Genomic DNA, 14,513 nt, shown 5'->3' with positions numbered 1-14,513 from the left:
GGATGCATCAGCCGGCCACTTTACCGGCCACGAACATGGACGCGAGTGTTGGTGTAGGGGAACCGCCTTTCTTTTCGAGGGTGACGGCGAACATCTGGGCACTGGTAACGGCTTTCATTTTCTGGAAACCTCCGGTGGCTTTGCTCATGTCGAACACGCCGGCGTCCACAGGTTTACCGTTGACGATGCTCCACAGCTGGTATTGCTGATCGGGCGCAGGTTCAGGGAGATTATGTACAGTAAGCAGTACTTCCTGTGATTTGGGATCCCAATAAACAGTAGCGAGCAGGCCGGGCCTGGTAGGCGTTACGGTATACATGGGCACCATTTTCATGGTACGGATGGTAGCGAGCATATGCTCACTTTCTTCCATACGGGTCTGGAAAACTTTCTGTTCAGCAAGCATTGTCTCCTTTTCGTTGACAAGGGCTTCATATTTAGTTTTCCATTCATTATCCTGGCTGGCCTGCTGGTTGATATAATACCCGCAGGCAATGAGCCCAACGATGGCAGCGGCAGCTACTACTCTCCATGCAGGATGCACGAGTTTAAGGGGTTTCCGTTCGCGGGGAACCTCTACTTCGTATGCTGGGGCCGGGCCGGCAGCCAAAACGTCCGTCATTTCTGAGGACTGGTCATTATTAATCTGAAGAAACAGCTTGTCTTTCACGCCGGCAGGCGGCTGAATGCTTTGCAGGTTGACATAAGTTTCCATATCGAGCTGAACCGCGTCTACTGCGGTTCTAAGCTCCGGCGATTGCTCCATAGCGCTGTGCAGATCCCTAACCTCAGGATCGGTTGCCAGCCCGGCTACGAAGCTTTCGATGATACCGGATGATATGTAACGTTGAACGTCCACTTTGCTAATTACATCTGTTTTAAAATAGTCCTCAATTGAATGATCGCATTGCGCATGCGCGTTTTGACGGTGCCCAAAGGTATATCAAGCACTCTGGCGATTTCTTCCTGAGTACAACCTTTATAGTAGGCAAGGTCAATAATCGTCCGCTGTTCTTTACTCAGCTTTTCCAGCACTTTGGTGAGGCCAAGGTGATCCACGGATGGATGAACTGCAAGCTGACTTGTTTGTAGATATACGTCGTTGTTGAGTTCATGGATTTTTTGATCGAGCTTATGCGCTTTGGATCTGAGGGTATCGATGGCAGTATTACGGGCAATATTGAGCATCCAGGTAAAGAGACGCCCTTTTTCTGTGTCATACTTTTCTATCCCGCGCCAGATTTTTAAAAATACTTCCTGCAATACATCACTGGCAATATTTTCATCATTGAGCACTTTCAGCACCACGCCGTAGAGCGCTGGCGAATAATGATCGTACAGGTAGCCGAATATCTGCTGGTCCCGAGCGCGGAGGCCCTGCACCAGTTCAATTTCGGTATATGTATTAGAAGTTCCCAAGTGTTGGATTCGGAAATAGTGGCCCTAAAATAATAAAAAATATTACAATATCAATTTATCAGGCATAAATATATTTTTTAATGCCGGACCTTTGTACCCTTTTCAGGACACTATTATTTAGGAAAAACCATCTTATAATCCACCCGCACTTTCCCTTTCGAAATATCATCGAGCCGGCTTTTGATCAGCCTTTTCTTCAGGGGCTTCAGGTAGTCAATAAACAGTTTACCATCTATATGATCATATTCATGGAAGATCACGCGGGCAGTTACCCCGTGAAATGTTTGCTCATGCGGCTGAAAGTTCTCATCTACATACCGCAGGGTTACCTTCTCCGGGCGGTATACATCTTCACGTACCTTAGGAATACTGAGGCAACCTTCGTTATATGCCCAGTCGTCTCCGTCTGTATCTACAATATGTGCATTGATAAATACCTGCTTAATGCCCTTATCTCCGGGAAAATCATTCTTTTCTCCTTCTTCCAGGTTATCAATAATCTGGGCACTATCTACCACAAATAACCGAATCGGCTTATTGATCTGGGGCGCAGCCAGGCCTACCCCACTGGATGCATACATGGTTTCCCACATATTAGCGATGAGCTGCTGCAGGTTAGGGTAATCGGGCGTAATGTCCGGACAAAATTCCCGGAGCACAGGGGCTCCATAGGCTACGATTGGTAAAATCATTGTTATACTGAATCTGTTGGAAAATGCAAATTTAAGAAATTCCCGCAAGCCGTCAACCGTTGAACTGGAGGTACTCCTGCAGGATAATGGTGGCGCTTATTTCATCGACCAGCCCTTTTTGTTGCCGGTCCTTCTTCTTCAGCCCGCTGTCCAGCATGCTCTGAAAGGCCATTTTTGAGGTAAAACGTTCGTCTACCTGCTTCACGGGCATCTCCGGGAAATGCTTTCCCAGAATGCGGATGCACTCTTTCACCAGCGCAGTGGCATCTGTGGCTGAGCCATCCAGGTTACGGGGCATGCCAATCACGATCAGCTCCACCGCTTCCGCAGCGAAATATTTCTTCAAAAACGGGATCAGCTCATGCGAAGGAACAGTACCTAACCCGCTGGCAATCATCTTCAAAGGGTCGGTTACCGCCAGTCCGGTTCTCTTCTTGCCATAATCTATGGCCATTATTCTCGGCATTCGTCAGTTTTTGAAAATGAACATATCTGCGATGGCAAACACGGCGTATACCACACTGGCAATACCATTGGTGGTCATAAATGCAATATTGACCTTCGACAAGTCGTTGGGCTTCACCAGCCGGTGTTGCATGATCAGCATAACGATAAATACGGCTGCCCCTATCCAGTACATCCAGTGAAAGTCGCCCATCAGCCCGATAGCAACGGCCAGGCCTGCAGTAATTACGTGCAGCACTTCCGAAAAGCGGAGCGCTCCGGCCTTACCGAGCCAGGCAGGAATGCTGTGCAACTCCTGGGAACGGTCGAAATCTTCGTCCTGCAGACTGTATATTATATCGAAACCACTCACCCAGCACAGCACCATCACACTCAGCAATACCGGCAGCAGGCTGAAATAGCCCGTTACGGCCAGGAAGGCACCGATTGGCGCCAGCGACAGGCCCACGCCCAGTACGAGATGGCACAGGGCGGTAAAGCGTTTCATATAACTATACCCCAGCACAACTATCAGCGCAACGGGTGACAGGAAAAAACAAAGGGGATTGATAAACCAGGTGGTACCCATGAACAGGATCACATTGCCGATCACGAAATACAGGGCGTTGGAGGCACTGATTATACCAGCGGGGATCTCGCGTTTGGCCGTGCGGGGATTACGGCGGTCGATTTCCGCATCCAGCCAGCGGTTAAATGCCATGGCCGCACTCCGTGCAAATACCATGCAGAGCACTACCAGCAATAAAAGCTTCACGCTGAAAGGCTCGCCGGCCCAGGTCACTGCCAGGAAAAAGCCGGTCAGTGCAAACGGCATGGCGAAAATAGTGTGACTGAACTTTACGAGCGACAGGTAATTCCGGATTGTGTCTGTTGCCATGAGCTATTTTACTTTAGTCAGTTTACAATACAGGTCCCAGATCACGATCCCCGTACTTACAGAGATGTTGAGGGAATGCTTCATCCCCAGCTGGGGTATTTCAATACAGCCATCGGCCAGCTGCATTACGGCAGGGTCTACGCCTGAAACTTCATTACCGAACACCAGCGCGAGGGGCTTCCCCGCTGCTGGCTGAAAATTATTCAGCATAACGCTGCTGGCGGCCTGTTCGATGGCGATGATAGCAAACCCTTCGGCCCGCAGGGCTTCCACCGCCTCAACGGTTGTGGGGAAATACTGCCATTCCACAGTATCTGTAGCACCAAGGGCCGTTTTCTGGATATCCCGGTGCGGAGGCACGGGGGTATATCCACATAAAACAATACCCTGGAGCAGGAATGCATCGGCCGTACGGAACACAGAACCCACATTATGCATGCTGCGGACGTTATCCATCACCACCACCAGCGGCGTCTTGTCCGCCGCTTTGAATTCTGCCACTGATTTCCGGCCCAGTTCGTCCATTTGTAACTTCCGCATGGCGCAAAGATACTTTAAGGGGGCATATTGCCCTCATTTTTTCCACCTTCCATCCGCCTTAGCGCCCGGCTCACTATATTTGCCGCATGGCTAAAAGCAAATCGGAAGAAACTCCCCTGATGATGCAGCACAAATCCATCAAAACTCGGTACCCGGATGCCGTGCTGCTTTTTAGGGTAGGAGATTTTTATGAAACGTTTAATGAAGACGCGGTAATCGCGTCCAAAGTCCTTGGAATTGTTCTCACCAAAAGAGCCAATGGCTCTGCCACGTTTGTGGATTTGGCCGGCTTCCCGCACCATTCGCTGGACACCTACCTCCACAAACTCGTGAAAGCCGGTCACCGCGTAGCCGTGTGCGACCAGCTGGAAGACCCTAAAATGGTGAAAGGCATCGTTAAGCGCGGGGTAACCGAAATGGTGACCCCGGGCGTGGCAGTCAATGACAAACTGCTTGAAAACAGCCAGAACAACTTCCTGGCGGCCGTTCACTTCGGTGGTGAAGTTACTGGAGTAGCCTTCCTCGACATCTCTACGGGCGAATTCTACATCGCCCAGGGCAGCGTGGAATACATCGATAAACTCCTTCAATCCTTCCGCCCCGCCGAAGTCATCTTCGCCCGGCAGCAACAAAAGCACTTCCGCCAGACCTTTGGATCGAGGTTTTACACCTATAACCTCGATGAGTGGATATTTACCGGTACCTATGCCCGCGAGATCCTCCTGAAACATTTCGAGACACACAACCTGAAAGGGTTCGGTGTGGAGGAAATGCACGAGGCCATCATTGCCGCAGGCGCCACCATGCATTATCTTAAAGACACCGAACATCCGAACCTGCAGCATATCACCAGTCTCCAGCGTATCGATCAGGACGATTTCCTGTGGATGGACCGATTCACCATCCGCAACCTCGAACTGCTCCAAAGCACAGTGGAACAGGGTAAAACGCTCATCGGTACCCTCGACCATACGCTGACCCCTATGGGTGCGCGCCTGCTCAAACGCTGGATCGTGTTTCCCCTCAGGGATATTCAAAAGATTAATGAAAGGCTCGACGCGGTGGAAACCCTCATCCGTGAAACCGAACTCACCAGTAAGCTCCAGCAGCACCTCCGCAATGTGGGCGACCTGGAAAGGCTTGTATCTAAAATCCCCCTGCGGAAGATCAATCCGCGTGAAGTGATGCAGCTGGCGAAGGCGCTGACGGAAGTGGAAACCATCTCTGCCCTGCTTTCCGATACCACCGACCCGCTGTTAAGACAGCTACAGGAACAGCTCGACCCCTGCAGGCCTATCCTCGACAGAATCCTGCAGCAGGTGGCAGACAATCCACCCGTACTCGCCAACAAAGGCGGCGTTATCCGGGAAGGGGTAGATGCCACGCTGGACGACCTCCGGGCTATAGCTTCCAGCGGTAAGGAATACCTGCTCCGCATCCAGCAGGCAGAATCGGAAGCCACCGGTATACCCTCACTCAAAGTAGCCTTCAACAATGTGTTTGGTTACTACCTCGAAGTTACCAACACGCATAAAAACAAGGTTCCCGAAACCTGGATCCGTAAACAAACCCTTGCCAACGCCGAGCGTTACATTACACCGGAGCTGAAGGAATACGAAGAGAAAATTATCGGTGCGGAAGACAAGATCATGGCGCTCGAAATACAACTGTACGACGCACTGATCCTCGAACTGCAGGAATACATCGTGCCCGTACAGCGCAATGCGCAGGCGCTTGCCCGCATCGACTGCCTCCTGTGTTTCGCCCACAATGCTTTGCAGTTCAAATACCGCAGGCCTGTGGTGAACGACAGCTATCATATCGATATCAAAGAAGGCCGCCACCCTGTAATTGAACAGGGGCTGCCTCCGGGAGACAGCTACGTCAATAACGATATACTCCTCGATCACGAGGGGCAACAGGTTATCATTCTAACCGGTCCCAACATGTCGGGTAAATCGGCCCTGCTGCGGCAAACAGCGCTCATTACCCTCATGGCGCATATGGGCAGCTTTGTGCCCGCCACTGCTGCGGAGATCGGGCTGACAGATAAGATATTCACCCGTGTAGGCGCCAGTGATAACCTGAGCGGAGGGGAATCTACCTTCATGGTGGAGATGAACGAAACCGCCAGTATCATCAACAACATTTCCCCGCGCAGCCTTATCATCCTCGATGAAATCGGGCGGGGAACAAGTACATACGACGGTATTTCCATTGCCTGGAGCATTGTGGAATACCTTCATGATATGACGGAGCACCGGCCCAAAACTCTTTTCGCCACGCACTATCATGAGCTCAACGAGCTGGAGAACACCCACTCCCGCGTGAAGAATTTCCATATCACGAATAAGGAAGTAGGTAATAAGATCATCTTCCTCCGCAAGCTGGCACCCGGCGGCAGCCGTCACAGCTTCGGTATACATGTGGCTAAGATTGCAGGTATGCCTCCCATGCTTATAAAGCGGGCCAATGAGATCCTTTCCCAGCTGGAAAGCCAGCATATTGAAGCACCCATGGAACAGATTGCCGCGCCGGTACAGAAAGTGCAGCTCAGCATTTTCGACAGTCACAGCGATACCTTCCAGGCTATCCGTGATAAGCTCACCGAAGTAGACATCAACCGCCTCACACCCGTGCAGGCCCTGATGAAACTGAGCGAAATCAAAGATTTGCTACAATAGTATTTTCGCACAAATATTTAATTTATCACACAATCAGAGTTAATGAATACAGGCGAAATTGATATTAAAGTTGGGAAAAAGTGCTTCTAACCGTATTGTAACCGCATTAAAACAGTATAGTAACAGTATAGTCGTAGTATTAGCGCGGTATTAGTGTGGCATGCATACAGCATTGAAACGGTATTAGCGCAATTCAATAGGGTATTTTTGAAAGTTACCAGTTGATTGAAAGACTTATAGTTTAAACTTCCATAAAAAAACCTCCGGACATACATCCGGAGGTTTTTTATTATGATCATACGTAACTGAGGCTATTTTTTATCCCACCAAACACGGCCGGTGATATCTTCCACCGAGTTACCATATTCACCGGACTTCATCATATCGGCAATCGCGGCATCGCGGTTAGCCTGGTTGAAGTTGGTAGTAGGCAGCGGCCAGCGGCGCGGAGTTTCCATACGGAAACCACCTACCATAAAGTCAGTGCGGTTCAGGATACCGCCTACTTTAGGATAACCGAGCAGCTTAAAGTAACCCCATGATTCCCATGGTGATTTGAAGCTGTTCAGATATTGCTGGATGCCGATCTTCTCGAGTTTCTCGTCGTTAGTACCGGTAAATGCAATAGCAGGGCGAGCCAGATAAGCTGCGATGGCAGCATCAGTAGGAGCCGCGTAATCAACGATTTTGGCGAGGTTAGCCATAGCGTCATAGCTCTTTACAGAAGCAGTTACCCCTTTATCATACCAGGCTTTAGCGTCATCGGTAATGATTCCTTTTACGGCCAGTTCAGACATGATGAAGCAAACTTCAGCATATGAAATGAACGGCTGCGTGTATTGGCCATTACCATTACCATCGGAACCGAGGTCGAACAGGCGGTTCTGGAACTGGGAAAGCGTATCCACGCTTACAGTTACTTTCTTACCACCTTCGGTGATTTCGTAGGATTTCACACCGAACAGCTGGGCATATTCAGGACGGTTACGATCATCCGGGCTTTCAGGCAAACCAACGTACTGACGCGGATTGTATACCGCAGTAGCCGGGAATGCTCCGCCGGTTTTCAGGCGGTTAAAAGTAGCTTCGGTGAATTCGTTCTTTTTGAAGAAGAGCCCAAGGCGGGGATCCTGTGTATCGAACATGAAATCGATCAGCTTTCTGCTGCCACGGGTGGCAGAACCCTGCGCGTTCCAGTTACCTCCACGGGCGAAGTCGTTGCTGGAAACGAATTTCCATTCGTCTGCGCTGCTGGTGAATACTCCTGCGGGGCTGGCCATCACTTCTGCAACGATGGCTTTCAGCTTTTCCGGATTGCGTTTAGAAAGGCGCATGGCGAGCTTCAGGCGAAGCATGTTGGCAGCTTTTGCCCATTTCTTCACATCACCGTTATAGAACACATCGGTAGAAGCGTTGTAAGATTCAAATGAACCCGTAGCAGTCAGTGCAGCGATAGCGGCTTTCAGCTCATCATCGAACACATTGAACAGGGTTTCCTGCGAATCGTATTTCGGGAGCATGATTTCCTCGGAACGGGCGGTCAGCGCCTGTGTATAAGGAATACTGCCGTTTACGTCCATAACACGGAAACCGGAGTATACTTTGTGAATTTTCGCGATTGCAGCTACCTGCGACCAGCGGGTCTTTTCCTCACCCTGCATGTTGTTCACGATACGCTCGATCTCAACGAGGTTACGGCCGATGCTGGTATAGAATGCATGGTAATATTCATTCACACGCGGGTTGGAGAACATACCGGAGTTATTGCCTTCGGCATAGCTCACGGTATACTGCATGTAGCGCATGAGGAACTGGTAATGTTCGTAAAACCAGTCGAAATCACGATCCACCATTGCTTTCTGCGAAGTGGTCAGCAGCATGGACGCAACGATGTCTTTGCTGATGTTCGGATTGGTATTGGTATCTGTAAAGTCTTTGGTACAGGCGGTTGCGAATGTAGCCAACGCCAGGGTGCCAATGCCTAATTTATGCAAACTTTTCATTGTTAACTTTTTTGTTGATTAGAACCCAAGTTGAATAGTGGCTGCCATGTTGCGGACAAACGGGGTACCACCGTACTCAGAGAATGCGGAAGTAGCGTTGTTACGGATGCTTTCCGGATTGATGTTATCAGGCAGCTTGTTGTACAGGTAAGCCAGGTTGCGGCCCACCAGCATTACGCGCACCTTATTCAGCTTCAGGCGCTCTGCGAATTTCGCAGGCATGGTATAACCGATAGATACTTCGCGGAGTGATATATAAGACGCATCGAATACGGAAGCCTCGCGGATACCAATACCCCAGTCGCCCACCATGCTGTAATACTCATAAGGGCTCAGCGGAGATACATAACCTTTGTCGTAAGCATCACGGTAAGTCATACCACCCAGGTCCACATCATTGCCATTCACTTTCACTTTATAACCATCTTCAAACACACCATTGGGGATCATACCGTCGTTACGGCTACGGCCTTTGGAGTCAGTCCAGGCCAGACCACCGTGTTCGGCATCGCGGCCTTCGATAGTGGAAGCCACTGTACCACGGCCGGTACCGTATTGGTGAGAAGCAGAGAAGATATCGCCACCGATTTTAGCCTGTACGAGGAAACCGAGGCTCCAGTTTTTATACTGGAAGTTGTTGCTCAGGCCAAGGTTGAAATCAGGCGTAATGTTACCTACCACTGCGTTGCCACGTTTGAATTTGTAGCGAACGTCGGAGTTGTTGGGAGAAATCGTGGGCAAACCGTTTGATTTACCATTAGCACCATAATAAGGAGTATAACCATAAGGAGTTACAAGGGTACCGTAAGCGGAACCTACCTGTGCAACTACGTTCACATCCTGATCACTGCCAAGGATAAATTCCTTTACACCGGGATACAGTTCTACAATTTTATTGGTATTGCGGCTACCGTTCAGGGTTACATCCCACTGGAAGTCCTTTTTATCAATAGCGCGGCCGTTGATGGCGATCTCAATACCTTTGTTCTGCATTTTACCAGCGTTGATAAAACGTCTTTCAACACCGGACTCTTTTGCAACTGCGAGTTCCAGGATCTGGTCGCGTACATTGGTATGATACCAGGCAACATCGACACCAACACGGTTGTTGAAGAAGCGAACGTCAGCACCTACTTCCACAGATCCCGCCATAGAGGGAACGAGGTTACGGTTAGGCAGTGTACCAGGCTGGTAAATACCGGTCAGCGGGGGCTGGCCCTGCGCGCCGTTCCAGTTGGTATTTTCTGCGATATAGCCTTCGTTATTTTGCCATGCTCCCATGTCTTTACCAACCAGTGCATAAGAAGCGCGGAGCTTACCATACGTCAGCCATGAAGGGATGCTGGATTTGAAGGATTCAGTGAACTCCCATGCACCGCTCACAGAAGGATAGAAGTAAGAAGGTGTTCCGGAACCGTCCATATAAACCAGGGCGGACGACCAGTCGTTACGGCCGGTCACATCCAGGAAGAATGCATTTTTGTAAGTGAAGCTCGCTGCGAAAAACAGGGAGTTGATATAACGGGGAGCCAGTTTAGAAGCATTGATAGATACCGGGCTCACACTGTTGGAGAGGGAGAACATACCGGGGATACGCAGACCACCGTTTGTGTTAGAGCTCCAGGAAGTACCGATATCGGAACGCCACATTTCACCACCCAGGTTCACTGCAACTGTGAAATCATCGTTGATCTTCGGCGTGATCATGGCCATACCTGTAAGGGTATACTGGTTCCTGTTCTGACCTGCAAGGCTGAAGTAACCACGTGAACCGGAGTATTTAGGACCCCAGCCCAGCTGGCGGCGGTCGTCGTCGCGGCCTTCGTTGGAGAAGTTACCACGGGCAACGAGTTTCAGCCAGTCGGTAACAGTACCTGTGAGGGAGAGGTTACCCATGAACAGGCGCTCTTTACGGGTCCAGTCGTCGTGTTCCAGGGAGAACCAGTAGTCAGCACCGGGGTATTGGCCCAGGTAGCTGTTCAGGTCGCCGGAACCGGGGTTCGGGCCCATGTAGCGTGCCTGCCAGTAACCCGGATCATAGTTACGCGGGAAAATGTAGATCCATTTACGGCCTACGTTCTCGTTGGTATAATCACCGCCCTGACGGGTAGGGTTGCTGGATTTGGAAGCAGAATACGTTGCACCTGCTTCTGCAGTCAGACGTTTGGAGAGCTGTGCAGAAGCTTTGAGGGCGAATACGTCTCTGTTAAATCCGTTGTTCGGCATTACGCTGTTGTTGTCGAGGTGGGAATAGGAAAAGCGGAAGTTCGCTTTTTCGTTACCACCTTCTACGGCAACGTTTGTATTGAAGTACTTACCGGTCTGGTAAGTATTTTTCCAGTTATTAGGCATGGAAGCGAAAGGCACGAGATCACCGTTGATAATGCGGGCCATGCTGCCGTCCATTTTAGGACCGAAGCTGAATGCACCAGCCCATTCTACAACATTCTCACCATTTCCGTTTTTATTAAAGAACGGGTTATAACCTGCACCATAGCTGTTTTGCAGCGCAATGGGTGTGCGGTAAACCTGTTCGAACTGAACGGTTTGGCTGAAGTCTACACCGAGGCCTTTACGGGAAATACCTTTCTTGGTGGTGATGATGATAGCACCGTTGATGGCGCGGGAACCATAGAGTGCGGTTGCGGCAGCGCCTTTCAGTACGGTAACGGTTTCGAAGTCGTCAGGGTTGAGGTTCTTCAGTACGTTACCGAAGTTTACCGCGTTGTCAGACACTTCGTTCTCGAAGATGGTACCATCTACCACAAAGATAGGCTGGTCCTTATTATCGAGGGATTTAGCGCCGCGGAGTACGATACGGCTGGCTGATTGAGGGCCGCCTGCAGCTCCGGAAATTTCCACACCGGCAACTTTACCCTGGAGGGCGGCAACCGGGTTAATGGAATTGGTTTTGGCGATTTCACCGCCTTTCAGTTCGGTGATGGCATAACCAAGTTTACGCTGTTCGCGCTTGAAGCCCATGGCGGTAACCACTACTTCGTTAAGGCTGCGCTGATCGTCTTTCATTACAATGTTGAACGACGAAGCGGAGGCGGGTACTTCCTGATTGGAGTAGCCCATGAATGTAAATACCAGCGTGGCAGAGGGATCGACGTTGATCTTGAAAGACCCGTCGCCGGAAGTAACGGTACCATTTGGAGTACCTTTTTCCAGGATGGTTACACCGGGGAGCGGTGTGCCGGCGGCATCTTTGACCGAGCCGGAAACTGCTTTCTTTTGCTGCGCCCAGGCTTGTGGGGCGAAGCAGCATAACAGCAACGTGGCAAGCAGAAGAATTCTTCGCATAGCTTCCTTAGATTTTAATTTGAGTGATACGTGAATGAGAAAACATGAAATATGAAAAAATAGATATCCTTATCGTCTGATCGACGTCTGCGGCAGGGGAAGCGCAAATGCTTTCCCGGAGCGCATGACAAGCGATCATGGCAATACAATTCCATCCGGCGTGGAAAGCCGGTCTACATACTGTTAATTATGCGGCTGATAATAATGGGAGGGTGTTGGCTTCCTGGTAAATTGGCTAGTCAGCTTGGTTAACCCTGTTCACTGTTCAATAATCAATAAATCGTTTTAGCATAATGGTTCCGAAAAAACCTGTGCAGCTTTCTTCACTCCCGCCCCTTTCTTTTTCTCTGTTTCCTTTACCAGTAAAACGTTTTAGCATTTAACTAATAAAAAAAACCTGTGGCAAATCAGGGGACACTTTTCATTTTCACGCACAAGTTGAGTTCGACTATACGAACGGATGCAACTTAGTTAAAGTTGCCGTACAACCAAAAGAAAAATTAACTTTTTTTTGATAATTGGTTAACAGGACCTTCACACTGGTAAAAATAATACCAGTGCATGTGTAAATAGTATGCGTTTAAACACCTAATCTATTATCAGCTGCTCATCGCCGGGCTCGTAGGGTAGAAATACCATTAGCATGGTCATCATCTCCTGCGTGGTTTTCATGTCACCATCCGCGAAGATCATCCGCGGCGGATTGAAGGGGTTATTCGGGTTTTTAGATGTATTGTCGTACGTACCTTCCACCGTAAGCACAGAGCCTTTGGGCACTTTAATCAGGTTTTTGAAACGATAAATTTCCTGCCATTTAAAATCCCAGTCAGGGATATCTACCAGGCGCACTGTATCGCCCTGCGGGGTAGTGGCCCAGGCTTTGAAACGCTTACCCAGCAGGTGCATATGCGGCCAGATATACAGCAGGCTCTGATCTCCCGGTGTAGCTACTTTCACGGTGAAGGTTTTCACAGAATCTGCCTGGATCATGAAATAAGGCTCAATGTCCCGCTCTCCTACCCCGCCACTGCCAATACTGATCACTTTCACCTTCCGGGCTATGGGCTTTTTTGTAAAAAACAGGTTCACTCCGCTAATGCTTTCCTCATTTTTCCCCGAAGGTGCAAAATGCACCGTGAGCAGGATCACTCCCCGTTTAGGCATCACCCATCCCATGCCTGCAGGGTACGATTCCAGGGTAGTCCCGGGGATCCATCCGCCATAATAGGTCATGCTTTTTTTATAGGGCAGGTATTGATCATACTGTGTGCGGTCTTCGCCGGAAAGATCCACATACGGGGCGGTACCGCGAATATCTATACCTTCTTCTACAGGATGAATGGCAAAGTTGGCGTGGTGTACTACTTTTTTATTATTGGAAACGAACTCCAGTGCTTCCACATTCATGGAATCTGCCAGTTCGAAAGGTATTTTGAAAACAATGAAGCGCTCTTCGTTATCTCCTTTCACGAGGAAGGGCTTATCAGTTTTGAGTGTGAGATCGGGTGCACGGTGGTATAGAGTTCCGCTTACAAAGACTGGAGGTTTTACACTGCCTTTGCCTTCAGGGGCTTTACTTTGTGCCCACCGGCTGATGAGTGAAATTTCTTCAGGGGTTAGTTTTCTTTCATGTGCAAAGCTGCGATAGGCTGCATCGGGCTTCCAGGGAGGCATATAGCCTGATTCCACTACTTCGCGGATAAATGTGGCACGGCGGGCTACATCATCGTAAGTAACCAGCGGGAAAGGTGCGGCTTCGCCCTGCCGGTGGCAGGGAGTACAATTCCGGTGGATAATAGGGGCTATATCCTTGTTGAAGGTTACTTCCTGCGCGGTGGCATGCAGCGTACAGGTGAAAAGCAGCATAAGGCTGAGGCAGCTTCTGAGCATCATTACAACGGGCTTAATAGTCATTGATGAGGCAACCTATGGGTTCCGTACGTCGCGTAACAACGGTAAGCCCTGTGCGGTTGCGGGCAATTGCATCTTCCAGGAATTTTTCGGTGACCAGGCGGCGTTTCTTACCAAGGCTCACCATCCGGTTATCGATCATCCCACGATATACGAGTGCGCCATTGGAGGCAAAATAAAAGGCTTCAGGTGTTGCAATCCCCTGCAGCGATCTGGTAACTGACAGCGCCGGGTCCTGCAATAAGGGGAAAGGAATATCATATTTCCGGGCAAAATCTGCTACAACTGCGGCATTATATACTTTGCCGGGTACGATCCCATAAACTTTCACACCCGGGAAACGGGTATGCAACTCACGGAGTACGGGAGCGTAATTCTTACACAAGGGGCAATCCGGAGCAAGAAGTACCACTACGGTACCTTCCTTTCCGGCTTTAAACTCCCCTCCTGCGCCATGCAGAGTACGCAGGCGGGCAACCGGCAAACGCAGGGTATCAGCAGCACTTGCGAATGCCGAACATAACAACAGTAAGAATATTAAGCTTCCGGATTTCATCCTTTCTCAATGTAAGAAAAAGAAAAACCCCGGCTCATGGGAACCGGAGTTTTTCTTCAA

At 49.8% G+C, this 14,513-nt stretch carries 11 protein-coding genes; 1 reads left to right on the top strand and 10 read right to left on the bottom strand.

What is annotated here, in order from left to right; translation table 11 throughout:
- Positions 1-7 precede the first annotated feature (7 nt).
- From DEV76_RS13640 to DEV76_RS13615, 6 genes are all read right to left on the bottom strand, one after another.
- Positions 8-859, bottom strand: coding sequence for an anti-sigma factor (locus DEV76_RS13640; RefSeq protein WP_109698466.1), 852 nt, complete (start codon positions 857-859; stop codon positions 8-10).
- Between the two features lie 8 nt (positions 860-867).
- A complete protein-coding gene (locus DEV76_RS13635; protein ID WP_109698465.1) occupies positions 868-1,419 on the bottom strand; it encodes an RNA polymerase sigma factor in 552 nt (183 codons plus the stop codon).
- A 113-nt stretch (positions 1,420-1,532) separates the two neighbouring features.
- Positions 1,533-2,111, bottom strand: a complete 579-nt coding sequence (def, locus tag DEV76_RS13630; protein ID WP_109698464.1) for a peptide deformylase — start codon at positions 2,109-2,111, stop codon at positions 1,533-1,535.
- Between the two features lie 52 nt (positions 2,112-2,163).
- Positions 2,164-2,577: a Holliday junction resolvase RuvX gene (gene ruvX / locus DEV76_RS13625; protein WP_109698463.1), complete on the bottom strand. Its 414-nt coding sequence runs from the start codon at positions 2,575-2,577 to the stop codon at positions 2,164-2,166.
- Between the two features lie 3 nt (positions 2,578-2,580).
- A complete protein-coding gene (locus DEV76_RS13620; protein ID WP_109698462.1) occupies positions 2,581-3,453 on the bottom strand; it encodes a UbiA-like polyprenyltransferase in 873 nt (290 codons plus the stop codon).
- Positions 3,454-3,456: 3 nt separating this feature from the next.
- The gene (locus DEV76_RS13615; protein WP_232826944.1) at positions 3,457-3,993 is read right to left on the bottom strand and encodes an RNA methyltransferase; all 537 of its coding nucleotides are present in this window, start codon (positions 3,991-3,993) and stop codon (positions 3,457-3,459) included.
- Between the two features lie 86 nt (positions 3,994-4,079).
- On the opposite strand from DEV76_RS13615, the gene mutS reads away from it, so the two are divergent.
- The gene (gene mutS / locus DEV76_RS13610; RefSeq protein ID WP_109698460.1) at positions 4,080-6,677 is read left to right on the top strand and encodes a DNA mismatch repair protein MutS; all 2,598 of its coding nucleotides are present in this window, start codon (positions 4,080-4,082) and stop codon (positions 6,675-6,677) included.
- 311 nt (positions 6,678-6,988) lie between these two features.
- Here mutS and DEV76_RS13605 read toward each other — a convergent pair whose 3' ends face one another.
- The 4 genes from DEV76_RS13605 to DEV76_RS13590 all read right to left on the bottom strand — a co-directional run bounded on the left by DEV76_RS13605 (position 6,989) and on the right by DEV76_RS13590 (position 14,423).
- A complete protein-coding gene (locus DEV76_RS13605; protein WP_109698459.1) occupies positions 6,989-8,680 on the bottom strand; it encodes a SusD/RagB family nutrient-binding outer membrane lipoprotein in 1,692 nt (563 codons plus the stop codon).
- A gap of 18 nt (positions 8,681-8,698) precedes the next feature.
- Positions 8,699-11,986: a SusC/RagA family TonB-linked outer membrane protein gene (locus DEV76_RS13600; RefSeq protein WP_109698458.1), complete on the bottom strand. Its 3,288-nt coding sequence runs from the start codon at positions 11,984-11,986 to the stop codon at positions 8,699-8,701.
- Positions 11,987-12,574: 588 nt separating this feature from the next.
- Positions 12,575-13,879, bottom strand: a complete 1,305-nt coding sequence (locus DEV76_RS13595) for a calcium-binding protein (protein WP_109698457.1) — start codon at positions 13,877-13,879, stop codon at positions 12,575-12,577.
- Between the two features lie 10 nt (positions 13,880-13,889).
- Positions 13,890-14,423, bottom strand: coding sequence for a redoxin domain-containing protein (locus tag DEV76_RS13590; RefSeq protein WP_157962881.1), 534 nt, complete (start codon positions 14,421-14,423; stop codon positions 13,890-13,892).
- Positions 14,424-14,513: the final 90 nt, after the last annotated feature.

Origin of the sequence: Chitinophaga deserti, assembly GCF_003149455.1 — a bacterium.
Taxonomy (GTDB): domain Bacteria; phylum Bacteroidota; class Bacteroidia; order Chitinophagales; family Chitinophagaceae; genus Chitinophaga; species Chitinophaga deserti.
The sequence above is the reverse complement of the archived record's forward strand: the minus strand, read 5'-3'. Positions and strand labels throughout refer to the sequence as shown.